This window comes from Pasteurella dagmatis, from assembly GCF_900186835.1.
GTDB lineage: Bacteria > Pseudomonadota > Gammaproteobacteria > Enterobacterales > Pasteurellaceae > Pasteurella > Pasteurella dagmatis.
The window spans coordinates 1148068-1170058 of record NZ_LT906448.1 but is presented as its reverse complement, the minus strand read 5'-3'; the positions used below and the strand labels follow the sequence as shown (position 1 = coordinate 1170058).

The window sequence follows — 21991 nt, the reverse complement described above, 5'->3', positions numbered from 1 at the left end:
TAGCATAATAGCGCAGCTAATCAAGCATATTTTGTTCTGGTTAGCCTCAATGGAAACCTTCTCGGTTCCTCGCAATGGTGTCTGGTTTACCTGGTCAGGTTCGGAAGAAAGCAGCCAAAGTCAGAATTTCCGTGTGCCGAGATCAAGCTGGGAAGGTTTCCACCCAACTTTTCTTAAATCCGTTCTGTCAGTTTCTTGAAATAACCCATTTCTTTATTGATTAATTCGTTATAGTGGCCTTGCTCGATAAGTTTTGCTTCATCAATTAGATACAGCTGATCAAATTGCTCGATGAACGTTAAGCGATGTGTCACCATTAATAAAGTTTTATTTTGTGCGTGAGCAAAAATCAGTTGTAGAACTTGGCGTTCAGTTTCACGATCTAAACCTTCAGTTGGCTCATCTAGTAATAAAATTGGTGCATCATTTAACAGTATACGAGCTAACCCTAAACGACGCTGTTCGCCCCCTGAAAGCGGACGTCCACCATCACCTAACCAGACATCTAAACCTTCTTGATCCAATAACTTTTCTAAGCCAACTTGTTTTAACACCGTAATCATTTTTTCATCAGAAATTTCTACCGTACTTGCGATTTGTAAGTTCTGGCGTAAGGTATCACTGAATACGTGAATGCGTTGTGTTAAAAAGCACATTTGTTGGCGTAGAGTCACTTCAGAATATTGTTCAATAGATTTTCCAGCTAATAAGAGTGAGCCTTGTTGCACATCATAATTACGTACAAGCAATTGCAATAATGTTGATTTTCCACTGCCAGTTTTGCCTAAAATCGCAATTTTTTGTCCTTGTTGGATAGACAAACTGACATCGTTTAATGCAAGATTTTCACGTTCAGGATAGGTAAAAAATACATTTCTTACATCAATTAGAGCATCATCAGTTTGAGTAAATGGCTCATTTTGTGTGAATTCCACTAACGGTGATTGGGTCATTATGTCATTTAGACGCTCGGCAGAGGCAATAACTTGTCCAATGTGCAAAAATGCTGCGCCAATAGGCATTAAAATTTCAAAAGTAGAAAGCGCAGCAAAGGTAAATAAGGCAATAAATGCAGCTTTGTATACGCCATCACCTAAATCCATATCAGCTACAAACCACAAGGTAAATGAAATAATCAACCCATTAACTAACAGTAAAATTGCACTTGAAAGCCCTGTTAAATTTGCTTCTTTTTGTTGGTAGGATTGCCATTCTTGTTCAATCTGATTGAGTGATTGCTTGGATTTATCTTCAGCATTGAATAACAGCAACTCAGCTTGTGCCTGAATAAATTCCACAAATTTGCTACGATAATTTGCCCGTGATTGTGTTAGCTTTTCACCAAACTGTTTGCCTAGATAATAAAATAGTGTCGGGATAGTTAATAAAAATATAAGTAGTGCGATACCAATGCAAATAGAAATAGTAGGATTAATGAGACTGAGCCCAAAAGTGATAATAGCAATGACAACGATAGCACTAATAAAAGGGGCAATCAGGCGTAGATATAAGTTATCAAGGGTATCTACATCAGCCACTAATCGATTTAATAAATCACTATTACGATAACGATTAAGCACGGCAGGGCTTAACGGAATGATACGACTAAATACTTCTACACGTAATTTTGCTAGTACACGGAATGTGGCATCGTGAGTAACAATTTTTTCTATATAACGTACCGCAGTTCGTGAGATGGCTAAACCACGCACTCCAGCAGAAGGGTAGAAGAAGTTAAATAACGTGCCAGCACCAGCAATTGCTGTTGCAGCAAGAAACCAACCTGATAATGTTAGTAATCCTATACTAGATGAAAGCCCGACAATCATTAAAATTACGCCTAAAATTAACGGGAATTTAGCGTACTTAAAAAGGCGTAAAAACGGAAACAGTGTGCGCATTAATTTAAGTCCTGTTTGCGTTGATTAAGTAATTCAGCAAAAAAACCGACCTCTTTTAATTGTTCAAAATTACCTTGTTGAATAATTTTTCCTTGTTGCATAACAAGGATTTGATCGCATTGTTTTAGATCTTCAATACGGTGTGTAATCATTAATGTGGTTTGATGTTGGCTCATTATGTGTAAGGCATTTAGCACCAATTGTTCTGATTGTGCATCTAGGCTTGCAGTTGGTTCATCTAGCAATAACAATTTACTACGGCGTAATAAGGCTCTTGCAATGGCTAAACGCTGTGCTTGCCCGACAGAAATACCTAGTCCTTCATCTTTAATTTCGCTATTTAATCCAAGTTTATCGGTAAACTCTTTAGCCTGTGCTTGAATAAGTGCTTGTTCAATTTCATCATTATTGGCTTCAATATCACCTAATAATAGATTTTCTTTAATTGTACCTTTGAGTAACAGGGGATTTTGCCCAACCCAAGCGATTTGTTTATGCCACTGATTAATATTTAATTCTTTTAATTCAATGTTATTAATCGTTAAGCTACCTTCGTAGGGTAAGAATCCTAGTAATGCATTCATTAGAGTGGTTTTTCCAGCCCCACTTTGGCCAACAAGTGCAGTATGGCTTTGTGCATTTAGCTTAAAATTTAATGGGTTGGTAAGTGCTTTACCTTGTGGTGAGAAAATTACTAAATTTTTTGCTTTAATTTCGACCGCACTTTTTTTCTCAATAGACTGACTTGCGTTTGATAAGAAACTTTTATGCTCTTTTTCTAGAAATTCTACAATCGCATCTGCAGCCCCAATGCCAGCTGCACGATCGTGGTAATAAGTGCCAAGATCTCGTAATGGTTGGTAAAATTCAGGTGCAAGAATTAGGCAGAAAAAGCCAACAAATAAGGTGAGTTCGGTACTGTATTCACCAAAATTGATTTCTCCTAAATAGCTGAAACCAAAATAGACAGCCATTAAAGCAATTGAGATTGATGTGAAAAATTCTAATACTGCGGAAGATAAAAACGCCATTTTTAGAACATCCATTGTTGTTTCACGGAATTTTTCAGTACTTTTCTCGATATGTTTGGTTTGCTCTTCCGTACGGTTGAAAAGGCGTAAAGTTTCTAACCCTTTTAGGCGATCTAAAAATTGTGCACTTAGTTTAGCTAAGGTGTTCATATGTTTTTGGCTACTATCAGCGGCAGCGACACCGACCAAAATCATAAAAATTGGTATAAGTGGTGCAGTTATCATCAAGATGATTCCTGCAACCCAATTAATTGGGAAAATAGCAATAAGAATAACCACAGGCACAATGATAGAAAGCGCTTGCTGTGGTAAATAGCGTGCGTAATAGTTTTGTAGATTTTCTACTTGCTCTAGCATAATACTTGCCCAGCTTCCTGCCGGCGTATTGCTTGTAACAGCAGGGCCTACCTCGTGAATTTTATTGAGAATTTTTTTGCGAACAATATTACGTAAAATTCGACCACACTTAAAACCAATAGACTCTCTTGCCCATAAAATTAGTGCTCGTAGGAAAAAACCAATAACAAGAGCAATAAAATAAGGTAGTAATTCTGTGCGTGGAGTATTTTCTATAATTAAATGATGCAAGAGATAGGCAATAAAATAGGTATTAGCAACTAAGATCACAGAAGAAATTGATGCAAGAATGATATTTAGATGTAACAACTTTTTGATTGGTTGTTGTTCATTCCAAAGCCATTTTTGTAAATATTTTTGGCGAGTTTTTTCCATAATCTATGTACACTAAGTGTTATAATCAAGAGATTTTATGAGGGGATATTATCCCCTCATTTCTATTTATATGCCTAAATGCTACAAGTAAGGCTTATTTTTGAGCATCTAAATAACGTTCTGCATCAAGTGCAGCCATACAGCCAGTGCCAGCAGACGTAATAGCTTGACGATAGCTATGATCCATCACATCGCCAGCAGCAAATACACCCTCTACGGAAGTTGCGGTTGCATTACCTTCTAGGCCTGATTTCACAACAATGTAGCCGTTATTCAAAGTTAATTGATCAGCAAAAATTTCAGTGTTTGGTGTATGTCCAATGGCAATGAATACACCATCTAATGCGATTTCTTCAGTTTGATCTGATAGTGTATCTTTCAAGCGAACACCTGTTACTCCCATATTATCACCAAATACCTCATCTAAAATACGGTGAGTATGAAGAATGATTTTGCCCTCTTCTACTTTTTTCATTAAGCGCTCAATTAAGATTTTTTCACTACGGAAAGTATCACGACGGTGGATAAGATGTACTTCAGATGCAATATTTGATAAATAAAGAGCTTCTTCAACTGCGGTATTTCCACCACCTACAACAGCAACTGGTTTATTACGATAGAAGAAACCATCACAAGTTGCACAAGCCGAAACACCACGACCTTTAAAGGAGTCTTCGGAAGGTAAACCTAAATAGCGTGCTGATGCTCCCGTTGCGATAATTAAAGCATCACAGCTGAACGTTTGCACATCACCATATAACTTAAATGGACGTTCTGACAAATCAACTTTGTTAATATGATCAAAAATAATTTCAGTTTCGAACTTTTCTGCATGCTGAAGCATTCGTTGCATTAATTCCGGACCAGTTGTATCACCAAAATCACCCGGCCAGTTCTCAATTTCGGTGGTTGTGGTCAATTGTCCGCCTTGTTGTAAACCTGTCACTAAAACCGGATTTAAGTTAGCACGTGCGGCATAAATTGCAGCAGTATAGCCTGCTGGACCTGAACCTAAAATCAATAATTTACAGTGTTTAATGTCGCTCATTTTTTATCCTTAATATCAAAATTTGGTTAGTATTATAGCTTGTTCAATTGGTGTTATCTATCCCTAATACCTATCAATATAAAAGGGAATAGAGTAAACGACGATATTTATTGGTAATCGGATCATTGTTTCCTATTGCAGAAAGAATGGACAGAAATTGTTGTTTCACTTCGCTTTGTTCTGCATTGAGATCTTTTCTTAAAATATGGAATAACAAATCCAATGCTTCTTCATTTCGGTTTGCTTGATGTAATTGTAAGGCGAGTTTCAATGCAATTTCAGTGCTTGGATTTTTGTCAAAATCGGTTTGTAATTGTTGAATTTCTGGCGTGTCAGAAGCTTTAATTAACAGTTCTATTTGAGCTTGTAGCCCCTGCCAACGGCTATCACGATCTTGTAGAGGTATTTGGGTTAAAATATCCTGTGCAGGTTCCACTTTTTTCATCGCAATATAGGTTTCTGCGTAAAGCAAGGCAATGTCACTATTTTTCTTATTTGATAATTCCCAACCTTCTTTGAGTAAGGGTAATGCGGCTTCGTAATTTTCTGCTTCGAGAAAATCTAAGGCCTGCATAAATTTTATGTCTTCCTCTTTGGGCAAAATGACAGATAAGCGTTGCTTTAATGTCAGTTCATCCAACACACCGGGAAACGCATCTAACGCTTGCCCTTCTTTGAATAAATAAGTGGTTGGTAGTGCTTGAATACGAAATTGTGCCGTCAACATTTGTTCTTTTTCACAATCTACCTTAGCAAGCAAAAACTGCCCTTGATACTGTTCTGTGACACGTTCTAAAAGTGCGGTAAATTCTACAGAAGTTTTGTGGCTTGGTGCATAGAAAGTGATAACAAGTGGAATTTGTTGTGAGCTTTGCAAAACCTCATTGAGATTTTGCTCAGTCATATTAACGATATATTTCGACTGTGTCATAAAAGTCCTTTTGTTGAAGATGGATATTCTGGCATTCTAGCAAAAAGGAGTAGAACATCATAGAACATATGTCTTGGATGAAATGCTGCTTAACTTATTTTTGGGGATTCTATATAATAATGCGCCTAGGTTAAAACAAGGATGTTGGCTTATGTTGAAACGCTTCTTTTCTTATTTGCATTATCGAATTTTTTATATTTGGTTGTTTTTCTTTTCTTTTCTAACTGTAGTCATCAACTCTGAAGCTAGCTTGGCTTATACCTTATTTATTACATTTATTCTTTATTATTTAATTTATGTATTATCTGAGAAATTATTTACTGCTGTTATTTTATTTGTTACGGCTACTTTATCTTTATATTATCCAGTCTCTTTATATTATGGCTCTTTAAACTCGGGAATAATCGCCGCATTTTTAGAAACAAATATTTCTGAGTCATTAGAGTTTATGTCTGTATTTTCCTTCTCAGATTTTTTATTACCTTTTTTATTCTGTCTTTCTGCCATCATTCTGATTAGATTAAAAAGATATAATATCAGTGCAAGAAATTATTCAGAGAAGAAGGGAATTTATACTTTATTGTTTTTTGGCTTTTTGTTCTCTCTTGTATTTGAGCCAACTAAATATTATTTAGAAGAATCAGAGGAAGATGAACATCGTTGGACACTTGCAAATACACCAATTAATGTTGTGTCATTTTATGCTAATATTTATGAAAGTTTCTCTGGTTATTATTTTGAGAAAAAGGAATTAGAATCTGCATTTAAAAAGCCGAACCCTTGGCAAGTTATTGAAGCACTGCCTAAATATCGAAATTATGTTTTGATTATCGGAGAAAGTGCACGCCGAGATTATTTTTCTACTTATGGTTTTTCTTTACCAACAACCCCTTTTTTGGATCGCAGCTTAGGCTATATTAATGCTGGGTACATTTCAGCAGCTCCAGCGACCTATCATTCTTTACTTAAATCGCTTTATTTTAGAGTCTCTAATAAGATCGATTATAGCTATCACATCATTAACTTAGCCAAAAAAGCGGATATACAAACCTATTGGTTTTCTAATCAAGGTAGCATTGGTAAATATGATAGTAGTGCTAGTCGAATTGGTGCAAGTAGTGATTTTTATTTCTTTACTAAAAAAGGCGCATTTAATACAGGGGATGTTGATGATTTTACTCTACTAGATGAATTTAAGATGAGGTTAGCAAAAAGTAGCATTACCAATAAGAAAGCAAGTTTATTTGTTTTTCATTTAATGGGATCTCATCAAAAATTTTGTTCAAGATTAAAAAAAGATGAGCATATATTAAAATTTGTTAATAAAGATATGTCTTGTTATGTGAATACGATTTTAAAAACAGACAAGTTGATAGAAAATATTGTTTCTATTTTGAAAGAAAAAAATGAAAGTTACTCTTTAATTTATTTTTCTGACCATGGACTTAGCCATATCAAAAAAGACGATTTAGAAAGACTTTCATTAGATTATAGCGAAAAAAATCAGTCTAACTATATGGTACCGTTCTTTAAATTATCAAGCGATGATACAAAAAGAGAAGTGACTAATATTAAAAGAAGTGCGGTTAATTTTATTTATGGTTTTAGTCAATGGTTAGGCATAAAAACAAAAGAATTATCTTCTGATTATGACTTCTTCTCTTACGAAGATGATAAAGATATAAAAGTTTTTGATTTTCGTAAAAATGTTTATTTTGATAGTTTGGAAACTGATCCAATACCATCTTTTGAAAAGGAATTAATAAAGTGATGAATATGTCGTACTTAAATATTCTTAGAATAGTATTTTTTATGTCAGGCTTTGCTGCTTTAGTTTATCAAATTGCTTGGCAAAGAATGCTATTTACTGCATTTGGTGTTGACTTAGAATCTATAACTATAGTGATTGCTGTATTTGTGGCAGGCTTGGGTATTGGTGCTTATTTTGGGGGAAGATTAGCGGATAAGTTTCCTAATAAAATTATTCTTATTTTTGCCTTAACAGAAATTGGTATTGGTTTATTTGGGTTTTTGAGTTCAGATTTGATTGCTTTTATTAAATCAGTTTTTTTACATTCTAATACGCTAATTATTTCTCTAGCTAACTTTATTTTATTATTATTTCCAACATTTTTAATGGGAAGTACTTTGCCATTATTAACTCAATATTTGAATAATTATATTGATAATAATATAGGTAATAATATTGGCTGGTTATACTTTGTAAATACGTTAGGTGCTGCAACAGCTTGTTTGGTGACAGGATTTTATTTATTTAATCATTTTCAATTAGATGAGGTAGTCTATATTGCCGCAGGTATTAATGTATTTGTTGCGATCGCCATATTTAGTATCTATGGTACAGAAAAACATAACAAGAATATTAAACTTATCAATAAAGGAGAAGAGCAACCTATTGAGGTTGCAGATTTTAGCCTGGTGAGAAAGGCAATTTTATTATCTTTCTTAGGTGGTTTCCTGAGTCTAGGGCTAGAAGTTATTTGGATCCGCCTATTTTCGCTTTATTCATCTTCAATTCCACAAGCATTTGCTTTTATCTTAGCTCTATTTTTATTAGGTATTGCTTTTGGTTCCTTAATTGGAAAAGATGTGTGTAAAAGAAAACAAGCTAATTTAAATTATATTGGTCGTATTTTTCTAGTTTCTACTTTATTTGATAGTATTGCAATTTTATCTATAATTTATTATCCCAACTTTATTGTTTTCACGTTTTCTGTATTATTAGTTGCTTTACTTCGAGGGATTATATTTCCAATAGTTCACCACTTGGGAACTGGAAATAGGAAAACAGGCGCTGCGATTTCAAATGTTTATTTTGCCAATGTATTAGGTTGTACACTTGCACCTATCTTTTTCGGATTTTTCCTATTAGATATTTTAAATACTCAACAAGTTTATCTCGTAATTATTGCAATAAGTTTATTAATCGCATTTTTCTGTCTAAAGCTTATTTGGTTAAAAATAATATCATTATTTTCATTATTAGCGATTTCTTCTATGGTTTTTTTGCCAGAAAGAATTATTAATTCTTTAGTGCAAAAACCAGACCTTGTTTTAGAAAAATTAATTGAAAATAAACATGGTTTCATTCAAGTTTATAAAGATAAGTATGATGATCATCTTGTTTTTGGTAGTAATGTTTATGATGGAATGTTAAACATTGATATTACACATAATTCAAACGGTATTCATAGAGCGTATTTATTACCAGTTATTGCACCACAATCTAAAAATATTTTGGTGGTTGGATTAAGTACTGGCTCTTGGGTTCGTGTTTTATCTTCAATGCCTAATGTGGAATCAATTACTGTTATTGAATTAAATCCTGGTTATCCATCACTTGCAGATAGTTATTCCGCAATGCGGAAAGTCTTAGAGGATAAACGTATTAAAATTATTACAGATGATGGGCGTAGATGGTTGGTAAAAAATCAGCAAGATAAGTTTGATTTTATTTTAATGAATACTACATTCCATTGGCGTAGTTATGCAACGAATCTATTAAGTCAAGAATTTCTTGAGTTAACAAAGTCCCATTTAACAGAAAATGGATTTATCTATTTCAATACGACTGAATCTACAGATGCATTTTTTACGGCATCTAAAGTTTATCCTTATACGTATCAGTATGGTAATATGGCTCTGGCTTCATTAAAACCCGTGTTAGAATTGGATGAATATAATGTCTATACTAATTTAAGCCAATTAAAGTGGCGTGATACTAAATTTGATTCTGAAGAATACTTAAAGCTAGCGACAAATATTTTGCTGGGACAACCATTAATTGCTTATACAGAAAAAAGCCAGTTCGCTTTACCACGCCAGCCTGAGATGATTACAGATAAAAATATGATTACAGAATATAAATACGGTATATTGTCAAAATAAAATGAGAGTGTGTTAAAACAAAAAAGGATTGAGTCATTGAAATTCAATCCTTTTTTAATATAAAAAATAGTTTTTAACAGTCAATTAGAGTAAAACACTCCCAATAACCGCTAATATGAATCCCACTAAACCAATTAATGTTTCCATGACTGTCCAGGTTTTTAATGTGGTTTTTTCGTCCATTTCTAAGAAACGGCTGACGAGCCAGAAGCCAGAGTCGTTTACATGTGAAAGAGCGGTTGCACCGGAGGCAATTGCGATCACGATGAAACAAAGATCAAATTGGCTCAAGCCTGTAGTTGCTGCTACAGTTGGGGCAATCAATGCAGAGGCTGTGGTTAATGCTACGGTAGCAGATCCTTGAGCAACCCTTAATGCAAGAGCAATAATGAATGCTGCGACAATCACTGGTAGCCCTGTGTCGGATAAGGCACTGGCTAATACATCGCCAATACCGCTTGCACGCAACACGCCACCAAACATACCGCCAGCGCCTGTTACTAATACAATGGCACAGATTGGACCGAGTGCGTTGTCGCAGATTTTCTCAATTTGTTCATAACTACGTTGTTCTTTGAGTAACAAAATCGCTGCAATTAAGGTGATAAGTAATGCGACTGGTGTTTTGCCTAATAAACGTAGGCTTTCCACCCAAGTGGTTGAACCATCAATGACTTTGGTAACGCTTAAGGTATTTAGCCCTGTATCAAATAAGATCAAACAGATTGGAAGGAGCAAAATAAACATTACTTTGCCAAAGCTTGGTGGGTTTATAACGGCAGTTTCATTGATAGCATTGCTACTTAAAAATGCTTTTGGTAATTCCAGTTTAATTTTCTTACCTGAATATAATCCAAATAAATAAGAAGCAACATACCACGTTGGGATTGCACAAATTAGACCGACAATTACCAGTAGTCCCATATTTACGCCAAGTAGATCACCTGAGGCAACAGGGCCTGGATGCGGTGGTAAAAAGGCGTGCATTACCGCAAAAGCACCAGCGGAAGGAAGCGCATAACGTAAAGTTGAGCCACCAAATTGTTTCGCTACACTAAATATGATTGGCAGCATAACAACTAAACCTGCATCAAAGAAGATAGGGAAACCAAATAACAGTGATGCGATACCCAGAGCAAAAGGAGCTTTCTTTTCACCAAATTTGTTGATTAAAGTATCGGCTAATACTTTAGCGCCACCGGTAATTTCGAGTAAGCGACCGATCATTGCCCCTAATCCGACTAATAATGCAACGGCAGCAAGAGTATTACCAAAACCACTTAATAAAGTCGGTAAGATTTTATTGATGGGAATGCCTGTGGCAAGCGCAGTTAATAAGCTGACAATAATCAGAGCAACAAAAGCGTGTACTCTGAACTTCATAATCAATACGAGCAGAAGCAAGACTGCGGCAATCATAATGAAAATTAACATAGAAAACCTCCTTTGGTTGCTTTGTTACTGGTAACATACTTTTTAGTGACATAAGGGTAAAGAGAATTTGTAAAGTAATTTTGGAATTTGTGATCTGCTTCAAGGAATAATGGTTTATTTTTTCTTCTTAAAAAATATTGATGAACGTTTATTAAAAATATGTGATTTATATCACGAAAACAAATGTTACCAGTAACTTTTATGAAAAAGTGCGGTATGTTAATAAAAAATATTTGAGGAGGGTTGAGATATGTCAGAAAAAAAAGGTAAAAGTTTTATTCTAATGGGCGTGTCGAGTACAGGAAAAACAACAGTGGGTACGGCGGTTGCACAACGTTTAGGGATAAAGTTGATTGATGGTGATGATTTACATCCTAGAGCCAATATCGTTAAAATGTCACAGGGCAATCCGTTGAATGATGAAGATCGTATGCCTTGGTTAGAGCGAATTCGTGATGCCGCATTTAGCTTGGAACAAAAAAGTGAAGTAGGGATTATCGTTTGCTCTGCATTGAAGAAACAATATCGTGATATGATCCGTGATGGTAATGATGTCACTTTCATTTTCTTACAGGGGCCATTTGAACTGGTTTTGGAAAGAATGAAACAGCGCAAAGGGCATTATATGAAAGTGGAAATGCTAAAGAGCCAGTTTGATACCTTAGAGGTGCCACAAAGCGATGAGAAAGATGTGATTCCAATTAGTATTGAGGGCTCGTTTGATGAAGTAGTGGAACGCTGTGTGGATGCCTTGAAAGCGCATTTGTAAAGTCATAAAAAGACCGTACTTTAAGTTCATAATCAAAAGTGCGGTCTTTTTTTATTAAATTTTAGATACTTTCGCCAATATGAATTTGATAGCCTAAATTGATAATTGGGCTTTGTGGTGTTTGACCATTCAAGCGATTTAGTAATTCTTGCGCAGCCACTCGTCCCACTTCTAAACGAGGTGTGATCACTGTCGCAAGCTGTGGTGTCATCGCTTGTCCCATATTATGCCCGTGAAATCCAGCTACGGCAATTTGAGTAGGGACCTTAATATTTAAGCGTTGGCACTCAAAAATCGCACCAATCGCCAAATCATCATTTGTACAAAAAATCCCGTCTAACGTTGGAACATCTTGTAAGGCTTGATGTAACTGCTGTGCACCCAAACTAAAAGAAGATGGTTCTTGTGTGATTAAACTATATGGTCGCAAACCATATTTATGCATTGCTTGTTCATATCCTTGCATTTTTAATTGAGTACGTTTATCCAGTCGAGCAGCGAAATAGACAATATGTTTGCGTCCACGCTTGATCATCGTCTCTACCATTGATTGTGCTGCCATAATGTTATTAAATCCCACAGACTGATAAGCACCAATCTCACTGCATTCCATAATTTCTATTACAGGGATATTTGCGACTTCTAACATTTTTAACGTACGTGGACTATGTTGGCTTTCCGATAAAATTAAGCCATCAACATTATAAGAAAGTAGGCTTTCAATACGCTGTTCTTCTTTTTTTTCGCTATAACCATAATGAGCTAGCATTGTCTGATAGCCTGCTGTGTCGGTGATTTGCTCAATACCTTTAATCACATCAGCAAAAACGTGATTTGTTAATGAGGGAACTAGCACGCCAATCGCTCGGCTTTTTGCGTTTGATAAAATATCGGGGGCACGGTTGGGAATATATCCAAATTCTTCGATCGCCGCAGCGATTTTTTGTTGTGTATCTGGAGCAACCGAATTGGGATTACGTAAATAACGGCTAATGGTCATTTTAGTAATACCGAGATGATTAGCGATATCTTGTAAGGTAGGACGTTTTCGCTTTTCCATTGCGTTCTCAATTTCTTTTTTTTATGACAAGCGTATAATGGGGCAACATTATTGGTTAGGAGATCCGAAAATGCAAGCCAAAACTGAACAAAATCTTACCGCACTTGAGCAAGAAATGAACCAAACTATTGCAAGTACTGTTCGTTTAACTCAGTACAGCCACGGAGCTGGTTGTGGGTGTAAAATTTCACCAAAAGTGCTTGAGCAAATTTTACATTCTGAAATGGAAAAATGGGTTGATCCCAATCTATTAGTAGGCAATGAAACCAAAGATGATGCGGCAGTTTATGATATTGGTAATGGTATCGGTATTATTAGTACAACCGACTTTTTTATGCCAATTGTTGATGATCCTTTTGATTTCGGTCGAATTGCGGCGACTAATGCCATCAGTGATATTTTTGCAATGGGCGGTAAACCAATTATGGCGATTGCAATTTTAGGGTTCCCAATTAAATTACTGCCACCTGAAGTTGCACAAAAAATTGTTGATGGTGGTCGATTTGCTTGTAAAGAAGCAGGAATTGCGTTAGCTGGTGGACATTCAATTGATGCCCCAGAACCGATTTTTGGTTTGGCCGTTACAGGTGTGATTAGCACTGAAAAAGTGAAAAAAAATGCTTCAGCACAAGCAGGCTGTAAATTATTTTTAACGAAGCCACTCGGTATTGGTGTGTTAACGACCGCAGAGAAAAAAGGTAAATTAAAAGAAAAACATAAAGGTTTAGCAACCGAGACAATGTGTAAGATGAACACTATTGGTAGCCAGTTTGCTGAATTGGAAGGTGTAACCGCAATGACTGATGTGACAGGATTTGGTTTATTAGGGCATCTGATCGAAATTTGTGAAGGTTCAAACCTCACGGCTGAAGTGGATTTTTCTAAAATTGAGATGTTAGATGATGTGCCAAGTTATATTGAAAAAGGTTGTATTCCCGGTGGCACAGATCGAAATTTTCAGAGCTATGGACATAAAGTGAGCGAGATGACGGCATTTCAAAAAGCAGTTTTATGTGATCCTCAAACTTCAGGTGGTTTACTAATCGCAGTACAACCTAATACAGAGCAAGAAGTTAAAAATATTGCTCAGCAGCAAGGTATTCATTTAATTGAAGTAGGGCATTTGTTAGCTAATAGAGAGGAAAGTGCGGTTAAAGTTCGGGTAATTTAACGATAAAAGAAAAGGCGGAGTATTCTCCGCCTTTGTTTTTTTTAGAGTTTGTTTAAAATTAAATTTGCCATCATTTTAATATGTTGGGGAGAAGCATTGAGTGCGGGAATATAGCGATATGAGACGCCACCATTGTTTATAAAGATCTCTTTGTTTTCTTCTTCGATCTCTTCTAAAGTTTCTAAACAGTCAGCGGAAAAGCCAGGGCAAATAACAACAACTTTTTGGATATTTTCACTTGCTGCTTTTTCTAAAAACTTATCAGTATAAGGTTGTAGCCATTCTTCACGCCCAAAACGTGATTGGAAAGACAGGTTCCATTGATTTTCAGTTAGCCCTAAACGATCAACAACAGCAATTACTGTTTGACGGCAATGTTCACGATAATAGTCGCCCATTGTTTCGTAACGAAGTGGAATACCGTGGAAAGAGAAGAGTAGGAATTCATCATCTTTAAATTCCGCTTTGATTGAGTTTACTAATGCTGAGATGTAATCTTCGTTGAGATGATAGGAGTGAATAAAATCGAATGGCAACATATTGCGTTGTTCTTTCAACACATTCGCAAAAGCATCGAATACTGCGCCTGTAGTTGAGCTGCTATATTGCGGGTAGAGTGGTAACACAATAATTTTTTCCACTTGTTGAACAATCAGTTTTTCTACCGCACTTTGCATTGATGGATTGCCATAAGTCATTCCAATTTCAACGTAGATATTGTGATTATTTTCATCAAAATATTGCTGTAATGCTTGTTGTTGTTGACGAGTTATGTTTAATAATGGAGAACCTTGATCTGTCCAAATGGATGCATAATTTTTAGCAACACGTTTTGAACGCATTGGCAAAATCACACATTTTAATAATGGCCACCATTTATAACGGGGTAAATCTACAACACGAGGGTCTGTTAAAAATTGCCAAAGGTAACGGGAAAGCGCTTTTGGTGTTGGGCTGTCGGGTGTGCCCAAATTAATAAGCAGTACACCTATTTTTGTTTTATTCATAGTTAATCACTGAAAGAGTTAAACGAGAAATACAACATAAGTTATCATTGTCATCTCTAATTTGAATTTGCCAAACCTGTGTTTTACTACCTAGATGAATAGGCGTAGCACGAGCCGTCACATTTCCTTGTTTTACTGGACGTAAGTGGTTTGCATTAACTTCTAAACCAAAGATACCTTGGTTATCCTTTATACAACAAAAGCCCGCCATAGAGCCAATAGTTTCTGCCAATGCTACTGAAAGTCCGCCGTGCAAAAAACCCATTGGTTGTGTTGTGCGTTTATCCACAGGCATCGTTGCTTCAAGCCAGTTATCACCTTTAGCAGTGAAAGAAATACCTAAATGTGCAATGGCACAATTGGCACTCATTGCGTTCATTTGTTCAAGAGAATGATGTTTTGTCCAAATCATTTTATTTCAATAGTGTGAGTAAAGCCTGTACTGGGTGTTTAAGTTGCCATTTTTCAAAACGTTTTACTTGGCTGCGACAAGAATAACCTGTAGCAAGGCAAAATTCAGGATCTTTTCCGGCTAGTTTTTTCGCCCAAGATAAGCCATAAATGGCGGCAGACATATCAAAATGTTTCGTTTCGTGTCCAAACGTTCCAGCCATTCCACAGCAACCGACATTTTCTACGCTTAGTTCTTGTTGAAATAAAGCAAAAATTTGTTGCCATTCTTTTGCACTATTTGGTAGCGCAGTAGACTCCGTACAATGTGGGAATAAATGCCATTGTTGTGGTGTAAAAGTGCGGTCAGTTTTTTCAATATTTTGCAGTGTTGCTTTAAGTGTGTCTAACTGTGTTTTTAACCATTCGTGAGAGGTTAGGACTTGGAATTCACCACGTTTTTCTTTTAATATCTCTTTATATTCATCACGATAAGTCAATACAATAGCAGGGTCAACACCGACTAACGGTAAACCAAGTTTTGCCATTCGAGCTAAGAAGTCTGACTGATTTTTAGCTGTTTTCGCAAAACGAGTAAGGAAACCTTTCACATGTTGTGCTTTACCATTTGGCTTAAATGGCAACAATACAGGTCTGTAGCCTAATTTTTGAGCCAATTCAACAAAATCAGCTACAATTTTTGCATCGTAATAGGATGTAAATGGATCTTGTACGATCAATAAAGTTTTTTGTTTTTCTACCGCATTTAGTTGCTCAAGTGCTTCTAAGGAATAGCCTTGGTAGCCAATCTCAACTAATTGTTTTTGCAATGAAGGTGAGGAAAGTAGAGGTAAATCGATCACACCTAATACTTTTTTCGTAATAGATTGAGTGATTTTTGCTGCAGTGAAGAAATTAAAAAATTCAGGTTGTTTTGCCATCAAAGGAGCAATATATTCGATATTGGAAATCACATGATCTTTTAATGGGCGTAAGTAGCGACTATGGTAGAAATGTAAGAATTTTGAACGAAAATGCGGTACATCAATTTTGATTGGGCATTGACTGGCACAAGCTTTACATGCAAGACAAGTATCCATCGTTGCTTTCACTTCGTGTGAGAAATCGTATTCACCATGCCATTTCTGTACAGAATGACGAACTTTACTTACCAGATCCGTTAACTTCACTTCTTGCTCACGGAAATCAAGTTGTTCAGGTGATACATTTTCGAGTGATAACAAACGAAGCCATTCTCGGACCATTGCTGCACGTCCCTTAGGTGAAAATAGACGATTTTTGCTGATTTTCATCGAAGGGCACATTGTGCTATGCACATCAAAGTTAAAGCAAAGCCCATTACCGTTACAATTCATTGCACCGCTAAATTGCTCTTTCATTTTAATTGGAATTTGCCGATCATTATCTGCTCGCATTGGAGAAAGAATAGAATACAGTTCATCTTTACTGTGTAACGGTGTACAAATTTTACCCGGGTTTAAGCGGTTATCAGGATCAAATAAGAATTTGATATAACGTAGTTCTTGCCATAATTCTGGGGTAAAGAATTTTTCACCGTACTGTGAACGCATGCCTTTACCGTGTTCCCCCCAAATTAAACCACCATATTGGCGTGTTAATTCGGCAACCTGATCAGAAATTTGTTTGAATAGTAGCACTTGTTGTTGATCACATAAATCAAGTGCAGGGCGAACGTGTAATACGCCAGCATCAACGTGACCAAACATTCCGTATTGTAAATTGTGTTGGTCTAATAAGGCGCGGAATTCTGCAATATAATCGGCGAGATGTTCTGGTGGCACGCAAGTGTCTTCTACAAATGGGATGGGTTTTGCAGCACCTTTTGCGTTCCCTAATAAACCTACCGCTTTTTTACGCATTGCATAAATACGTTCAATAGAGGGTAAATCAGAACACACTTGATAACCAATAATGCCATCTTGTTGATTGGCAATTTTTTCATCAAGTGCTTGGCAAAGTGCGGTCACTTGGCGTTGAATTTTGTACTTATCGTTGCTTGCATATTCTACAATATTTAGCCCAAGGATTGGATTGTTCTCATTCTCTGTCAATAATTCATTAACAGAATGCCAAATAATATCTTGTTTTGCTAAATTAAGTACGGTGGAGTCAATTGTTTCAACAGAAAGAGCGTTTGCTTTCACCATGAATGGGGCATTACGTAATGCCGAATCAAATGAGTTGTATTTAATATTAATTAATGTGCGATATTGTGGAATTTGGGTGAGATCTAATGTTGCTTCGCAAATAAATGCTAGTGATCCTTCAGAGCCTGTTAAAATACGAGTTAAATTAAATTCAGACTCATCTTGATTAAACACGTTTTTGAGATCATAACCTGTTAGAAAACGGTTCAGTGGTGGTAAGTCGTTGAGAATTGTATCTCGTTTTTCTTTGCAACGTTGGAAGACCTCTTGGTGTAAGAACTGGCTGTTTTTAGTTAGACCTTGCTGTTTAAGTGTGTTCGCAAAATCTTCCGTTTTGATCGTTTGTGTATCAATAACCTCGCCATTAACTAAAACAGCACGTAATCCCAAAACGTGATCAGAAGTTTTTCCATATTGTAGAGAACCTTGACCAGAAGCATCGGTATTAATCATTCCGCCTAGAGTTGCACGATTACTAGTTGAAAGTTCTGGCGAAAAGAAGAACCCATATGGCTTCAAAAACTGGTTTAATTGGTCTTTCACGACACCTGCTTGTACGCGAACCCAACGCTGTTCAACATTGAGTTCAAGGATTTGTGTCATATGACGAGAAAGATCAACAATGATATTATTATTGAGTGATTGCCCGTTGGTCCCTGTTCCTCCCCCACGAGGAGTAAATGTCAGTGTTTTATAATTTTCTTTTTGTGCGAGTTTAGTCAGAATTACTACATCTGCTGTTGATTTAGGGAATAAAAGTGCTTGAGGAAGTTGTTGGTAAACGCTGTTATCAGTCGCAAGGCTTAGCCGGTCGGAGTAGCTTACCGCAATATCCCCCGAAAAATGTTGTTTTTGTAACTCATTGATATAATTCAATACAAGAGGTGAGATATCGGGAATATTTTTTAAACGAGGTAGCATTTTCATCACTCTATCATTTTAATGTAATAAAAAATAATGTGTATTTTATTTAAGGTCAATATTGTATAATTTTTCATCTGAAAAATGAATTTGATAGCAGTTTAACATAGATTAGTATTAGGCAAAGATCTTTTATCTGGAAAATTTTGAACTCTTTTTTTATTTAGGCTTTATATCCAGATTTGTTTACGATTCATACATTGTTTCGGAATAAATTTATATGATTTATGGAAAGAAAAATGATATTTTTAGCTTGAAATTCAAACAAATTGGTGAAAAAATTTGACCTTACCTTTTTAAGGTAGGATAATATCGTAAATTAGAACTTCTCTTTGAATAAAAAAGGGAAAATAATTTACATTAAAAATTAAATCAGTAAATTTATCTAGTTTATTGTAAAGGCGCTTGTGTTAGGTTAAAAAGAGTTCACATTTAACTTAAAAGCGTTTAAGATGGAAAATAGAACACAAGTTTTGTGTTTCAAATTTCAGCGATTACGCTGGAATTTGGTTTAATAAAGATGACTAAATGATAAGAGGATCATCCAAATGAAAAAAACTGCAATCGCATTAACTATCGCTGCACTAGCAGCAGCTACAGCGGCACAAGCAGCTCCACAAGCTAATACATTTTATGTAGGTACTAAAGCTGGTTGGGCTTCTTTCCATGATGGTTTAAATCAACTTGACAGCAAAAATGGCGGTCCAGTTGGTATCAAACGTAACTCTGTAACTTACGGTGTATTTGGTGGTTATCAAATCACTGATAATTTTGCTGTTGAATTAGGTTATGATGATTTTGGTCGTGTTAAAGGTGTTAACAAAGCAGAAAATTTTAGCGCTAAAATGACTAATCATGGTACACATTTAAGTTTAAAAGCAAGCTATCCAGTAATTGCTGATTTAGATGCATATGCACGTGTTGGTGCTGCTTTAATTCGTTCAGATTATAAAGCAAAAGGTACTAAAGATGCTCGTGCTCATAGCTTAAAAGTATCTCCAGTATTTGCTGGTGGTATTGAGTATGCGATTCTTCCAGAATTAGCAGCTCGTTTAGAATACCAATGGGTCAACGGTGTAGGTAAACTTGAAAAAGCAAATGGTGACCGTCTTGACTTCACTCCAAGCGTAGGTTCTGTAAGTGCTGGTTTAACTTACCGTTTTGGTCAAGGTGCAATGGTTGTTCCTGAAGTTATCAGCAAAAAATTCACTTTAAACTCTGATGTGACTTTTGCTTTTGACAAAGCTAACTTAAAACCTGAAGCTCAAGGTGTATTAGATGGTATCTATGGTGAAATCGCACAATTACAATCTGCTTCAGTAGCAGTTGCAGGTTACACTGACCGTTTAGGTTCTGATGCTTACAACTTAAAATTATCACAACGTCGTGCAGATACAGTAGCTAACTACTTAGTATCTAAAGGTGTTGCTCCACAAGCAATCAGCGCAACTGGTATGGGTGAATCTAGCCCAGTAACAGGTAACAAATGTGATTCAGTTAAAGGTCGTAAAGCACTTATCGCTTGTTTAGCTGATGACCGTCGTGTTGAAATCTCTGTTAAAGGTAACAAATAATTAATTTGTTAATTTAATATGTTTTTTGAAAGGCCTAAACAAATGTTTAGGCTTTTCTTTTATTTGATTAGTTTCTGTTTATGAGGGACATTCTATGAAAAAGTGGATAGTATTGATTTTAATTGCTATTGTTGCTGGTTTTACGTTAATGACTAGTTATAATGGCTTAGTGAAAGCAGAAGAAGAGATTGATTCCGTATGGGCAAATGTGGAATCTTCTTACCAACGTCGTGCAGACTTAATTCCAAATTTAGTCAATACAGTGAAAGGTCAAGCTGATTTTGAGAAAAGCACTTTAACACAAGTGATTGAAGCTCGTGCAAAAGCAACTCAAACAAAAATTGATCCTGCTAATCTTACTGAAGAACAACTTGCCCAATTCCAACAAAATCAAAATGAAGTGGGCTCTGCGTTATCGCGTTTATTAGTAACTGTTGAACAATATCCAGCATTGAAAGCAAATGAAGGCTTTATGAATTTACAGGCACAGCTTGAAGGTACAGAAAATCGTATCAATGTTGCCCGTAATAAATTTAACGAAGCAGCACGTATTTATAACCAAAAAGTGCGTCAATTCCCAACTAAGTTAGTAGCCATGTTATTTGGATTTAAAGAAAAACCATATTTCAAATCAGTAGAGGGTGCAGCAAATGCACCAGTAGTGAATTTTAATTAACAATTTTTAATTAAGAGAATGAAATGGCTTTATTTTCAAAAATTCCAATCGATAAACAACAAGTTGAGAAAGCAATTTCTCAACTTGAGCAGAAAAGCTCGGCAGAATTGCGTGTTTATGTGGAAAGCAAAATGCCTAAACAAACGAGTTCAGGCATAGAACGTGCATTGCAAATTTTTAATGAGCTTGGCATGCAAGAAACTAGTGCACGTAATGGTGTTTTAATTTATGTTGCATTTAAATCTCATCAATGCTCGATTATTGGTGATTATGGTATTCATCAATATGTTGGTGAACAATTTTGGCAGCAACAATGTGATGTGATGGTGAGTCATTTTCGTCAAGGCAACTACACAGAAGGCATTGTAACTGCAATTGAAAATACAGGAAAAGAGCTTGCTTTACACTTTCCTATTCAACCAAATGATAAGAATGAATTAGACAATGAGGTGATTATCAATGGTTAAATGGTTAAAAAGTGCGGTCATTTTTTTCTCTTTTTTCTTTACATTATCTGCTTTTGCAGCACAATTTCCACCTTCGCCGAATCCGCTCCAATATATTAATGATTACACCAACACATTATCGGCTAGCGAGAAAGGGGCATTAGAGCAAAAGTTAATTTCTTATAGTAAAGAAACGAGCTCACAAATTGCAGTAGTTATCATTCCCTCAACGGAAGAATATGAGATTTCGCAATATACATTTGAGCTCGCTGATAAATGGGGAATTGGGCGTAAGCAATTGAATAATGGCGTATTAATGTTAGTTGCTAAAGATGACCGTAAAATATTCATCGGTGTTGGACAAGGCTTAGAAGGGATATTGCCCGATGCCTTTTTATCTCAACTTATTCGTAATCAAATTACACCTTATTTTAAACAAGGTCAGTATGCAGAAGGGATTAATAACGGTTTAAACTACATTATTGCAACTAGCAAAGGTGAGTTTGATCCAAATCAAGTTGCAGACGAAGACAGTTGGGAAGATTATATTCCAATTTTTATGGTCGTTGTATTCATCTTATTTGTTGTATTAAGCGACTTACGTGCAACACCTTATATTAGCCCAACAGGACATAATTCATCACGTAGAGGTACTACATTCGGACGCAGTAGTAACTATCGTGGCGGAGGTGGTTTCGGTGGATTTGGTGGTGGTAGCGGATCTGGTGGTGGATTCGGCGGCGGCAGTTTCGGTGGCGGTGGTGCTGGCGGTAGCTGGTAAATAGTTGATTATTCCAGTCGG

The 21991-nt window shown here is 36.0% G+C and carries 17 protein-coding genes and 1 other RNA gene; 9 read left to right on the top strand and 9 right to left on the bottom strand.

All coding sequences use genetic code 11. The features are described from left to right. The first annotated feature begins 58 nt into the window (after nucleotides 1-58). Nucleotides 59-157: signal recognition particle sRNA small type (ffs, locus tag CKV78_RS05305), an RNA gene on the top strand. A 16-nt stretch (nucleotides 158-173) separates the two neighbouring features. On the opposite strand, the gene cydC is transcribed toward ffs, so the two are convergent. From cydC to CKV78_RS05285, 4 genes are all read right to left on the bottom strand, one after another. Then, on the bottom strand, nucleotides 174-1901 hold the full coding sequence (gene cydC, locus CKV78_RS05300; RefSeq protein WP_005762654.1) for a heme ABC transporter ATP-binding protein/permease CydC: 1728 nt from the start codon (nucleotides 1899-1901) through the stop codon (nucleotides 174-176). Then, nucleotides 1901-3664, bottom strand: coding sequence for a heme ABC transporter permease/ATP-binding protein CydD (gene cydD / locus CKV78_RS05295; protein WP_005762652.1), 1764 nt, complete (start codon nucleotides 3662-3664; stop codon nucleotides 1901-1903). The genes cydC and cydD overlap by 1 nt, the downstream gene beginning before the upstream one ends. Nucleotides 3665-3758: 94 nt before the next feature. Next, nucleotides 3759-4712, bottom strand: a complete 954-nt coding sequence (gene trxB, locus CKV78_RS05290) for a thioredoxin-disulfide reductase (RefSeq protein ID WP_005762650.1) — start codon at nucleotides 4710-4712, stop codon at nucleotides 3759-3761. A 73-nt stretch (nucleotides 4713-4785) separates the two neighbouring features. After that, nucleotides 4786-5643 (bottom strand): co-chaperone YbbN, encoded by an 858-nt coding sequence (locus tag CKV78_RS05285; protein ID WP_005762649.1) that lies wholly within the window; start codon nucleotides 5641-5643, stop codon nucleotides 4786-4788. A 151-nt stretch (nucleotides 5644-5794) separates the two neighbouring features. On the opposite strand from CKV78_RS05285, the gene CKV78_RS05280 reads away from it, so the two are divergent. Beyond that, nucleotides 5795-7414 carry a phosphoethanolamine transferase gene (locus tag CKV78_RS05280; protein WP_032855209.1) on the top strand — a complete coding sequence of 540 codons (1620 nt, stop codon included), beginning with the start codon at nucleotides 5795-5797 and terminating at the stop codon, nucleotides 7412-7414. 41 nt (nucleotides 7415-7455) lie between these two features. Then, nucleotides 7456-9552: a fused MFS/spermidine synthase gene (locus CKV78_RS05275; RefSeq protein ID WP_095075291.1), complete on the top strand. Its 2097-nt coding sequence runs from the start codon at nucleotides 7456-7458 to the stop codon at nucleotides 9550-9552. Between the two features lie 84 nt (nucleotides 9553-9636). Here the strand turns inward: CKV78_RS05275 and CKV78_RS05270 are convergent, their stop codons facing one another. Beyond that, nucleotides 9637-10986 (bottom strand): GntP family permease, encoded by a 1350-nt coding sequence (locus CKV78_RS05270; protein ID WP_005762641.1) that lies wholly within the window; start codon nucleotides 10984-10986, stop codon nucleotides 9637-9639. Nucleotides 10987-11236: 250 nt separating this feature from the next. On the opposite strand from CKV78_RS05270, the gene CKV78_RS05265 reads away from it, so the two are divergent. Beyond that, nucleotides 11237-11755, top strand: a complete 519-nt coding sequence (locus CKV78_RS05265) for a gluconokinase (protein ID WP_005762639.1) — start codon at nucleotides 11237-11239, stop codon at nucleotides 11753-11755. A gap of 61 nt (nucleotides 11756-11816) precedes the next feature. Here CKV78_RS05265 and gntR read toward each other — a convergent pair whose 3' ends face one another. Next, nucleotides 11817-12815: a gluconate operon transcriptional repressor GntR gene (gene gntR, locus CKV78_RS05260; protein ID WP_005762637.1), complete on the bottom strand. Its 999-nt coding sequence runs from the start codon at nucleotides 12813-12815 to the stop codon at nucleotides 11817-11819. 115 nt (nucleotides 12816-12930) lie between these two features. On the opposite strand from gntR, the gene selD reads away from it, so the two are divergent. Then, nucleotides 12931-13986, top strand: coding sequence for a selenide, water dikinase SelD (selD, locus tag CKV78_RS05255; RefSeq protein WP_032855295.1), 1056 nt, complete (start codon nucleotides 12931-12933; stop codon nucleotides 13984-13986). A 41-nt stretch (nucleotides 13987-14027) separates the two neighbouring features. On the opposite strand, the gene hemH is transcribed toward selD, so the two are convergent. From hemH to ydiJ, 3 genes are read right to left on the bottom strand one after another with little or no spacing between them, the layout of a single operon-like run. Next, nucleotides 14028-14993 carry a ferrochelatase gene (gene hemH / locus CKV78_RS05250; protein WP_005762633.1) on the bottom strand — a complete coding sequence of 322 codons (966 nt, stop codon included), beginning with the start codon at nucleotides 14991-14993 and terminating at the stop codon, nucleotides 14028-14030. Next, the gene (locus CKV78_RS05245) at nucleotides 14986-15405 is read right to left on the bottom strand and encodes a hotdog fold thioesterase (RefSeq protein WP_005762632.1); all 420 of its coding nucleotides are present in this window, start codon (nucleotides 15403-15405) and stop codon (nucleotides 14986-14988) included. The genes hemH and CKV78_RS05245 overlap by 8 nt, the downstream gene beginning before the upstream one ends. A gap of 1 nt (nucleotide 15406) precedes the next feature. Then, on the bottom strand, nucleotides 15407-18493 hold the full coding sequence (gene ydiJ / locus CKV78_RS05240) for a D-2-hydroxyglutarate dehydrogenase YdiJ (protein ID WP_032855293.1): 3087 nt from the start codon (nucleotides 18491-18493) through the stop codon (nucleotides 15407-15409). 548 nt (nucleotides 18494-19041) lie between these two features. On the opposite strand from ydiJ, the gene ompA reads away from it, so the two are divergent. From ompA to CKV78_RS05220, 4 genes are all read left to right on the top strand, one after another. Continuing rightward, nucleotides 19042-20067 (top strand): porin OmpA, encoded by a 1026-nt coding sequence (gene ompA / locus CKV78_RS05235; protein WP_005762627.1) that lies wholly within the window; start codon nucleotides 19042-19044, stop codon nucleotides 20065-20067. Nucleotides 20068-20161: 94 nt separating this feature from the next. Further along, nucleotides 20162-20743 carry a LemA family protein gene (locus CKV78_RS05230; protein ID WP_005762625.1) on the top strand — a complete coding sequence of 194 codons (582 nt, stop codon included), beginning with the start codon at nucleotides 20162-20164 and terminating at the stop codon, nucleotides 20741-20743. Nucleotides 20744-20766: 23 nt separating this feature from the next. After that, nucleotides 20767-21210 carry a TPM domain-containing protein gene (locus CKV78_RS05225; RefSeq protein ID WP_005762624.1) on the top strand — a complete coding sequence of 148 codons (444 nt, stop codon included), beginning with the start codon at nucleotides 20767-20769 and terminating at the stop codon, nucleotides 21208-21210. Continuing rightward, the gene (locus CKV78_RS05220; protein ID WP_005762622.1) at nucleotides 21203-21970 is read left to right on the top strand and encodes a TPM domain-containing protein; all 768 of its coding nucleotides are present in this window, start codon (nucleotides 21203-21205) and stop codon (nucleotides 21968-21970) included. Before CKV78_RS05225 ends, CKV78_RS05220 begins: the two co-directional genes overlap by 8 nt. Nucleotides 21971-21991 lie beyond the last annotated feature (21 nt).

What these genes read in the sequence shown, in the direction of transcription:
- cydC (WP_005762654.1), bottom strand. Translation starts at nt 1,901, where the DNA reads ATGCGCACACTGTTTCCGTTTTTACGCCTTTTTAAGTACGCTAAATTC.
- cydD (WP_005762652.1), bottom strand. Translation starts at nt 3,664, where the DNA reads ATGGAAAAAACTCGCCAAAAATATTTACAAAAATGGCTTTGGAATGAA.
- trxB (WP_005762650.1), bottom strand. Translation starts at nt 4,712, where the DNA reads ATGAGCGACATTAAACACTGTAAATTATTGATTTTAGGTTCAGGTCCA.
- CKV78_RS05285 (WP_005762649.1), bottom strand. Translation starts at nt 5,643, where the DNA reads ATGACACAGTCGAAATATATCGTTAATATGACTGAGCAAAATCTCAAT.
- CKV78_RS05280 (WP_032855209.1), top strand. Translation starts at nt 5,795, where the DNA reads ATGTTGAAACGCTTCTTTTCTTATTTGCATTATCGAATTTTTTATATT.
- CKV78_RS05275 (WP_095075291.1), top strand. Translation starts at nt 7,456, where the DNA reads ATGTCAGGCTTTGCTGCTTTAGTTTATCAAATTGCTTGGCAAAGAATG.
- CKV78_RS05270 (WP_005762641.1), bottom strand. Translation starts at nt 10,986, where the DNA reads ATGTTAATTTTCATTATGATTGCCGCAGTCTTGCTTCTGCTCGTATTG.
- CKV78_RS05265 (WP_005762639.1), top strand. Translation starts at nt 11,237, where the DNA reads ATGTCAGAAAAAAAAGGTAAAAGTTTTATTCTAATGGGCGTGTCGAGT.
- gntR (WP_005762637.1), bottom strand. Translation starts at nt 12,815, where the DNA reads ATGGAAAAGCGAAAACGTCCTACCTTACAAGATATCGCTAATCATCTC.
- selD (WP_032855295.1), top strand. Translation starts at nt 12,931, where the DNA reads ATGAACCAAACTATTGCAAGTACTGTTCGTTTAACTCAGTACAGCCAC.
- hemH (WP_005762633.1), bottom strand. Translation starts at nt 14,993, where the DNA reads ATGAATAAAACAAAAATAGGTGTACTGCTTATTAATTTGGGCACACCC.
- CKV78_RS05245 (WP_005762632.1), bottom strand. Translation starts at nt 15,405, where the DNA reads ATGATTTGGACAAAACATCATTCTCTTGAACAAATGAACGCAATGAGT.
- ydiJ (WP_032855293.1), bottom strand. Translation starts at nt 18,493, where the DNA reads ATGCTACCTCGTTTAAAAAATATTCCCGATATCTCACCTCTTGTATTG.
- ompA (WP_005762627.1), top strand. Translation starts at nt 19,042, where the DNA reads ATGAAAAAAACTGCAATCGCATTAACTATCGCTGCACTAGCAGCAGCT.
- CKV78_RS05230 (WP_005762625.1), top strand. Translation starts at nt 20,162, where the DNA reads ATGAAAAAGTGGATAGTATTGATTTTAATTGCTATTGTTGCTGGTTTT.
- CKV78_RS05225 (WP_005762624.1), top strand. Translation starts at nt 20,767, where the DNA reads ATGGCTTTATTTTCAAAAATTCCAATCGATAAACAACAAGTTGAGAAA.
- CKV78_RS05220 (WP_005762622.1), top strand. Translation starts at nt 21,203, where the DNA reads ATGGTTAAATGGTTAAAAAGTGCGGTCATTTTTTTCTCTTTTTTCTTT.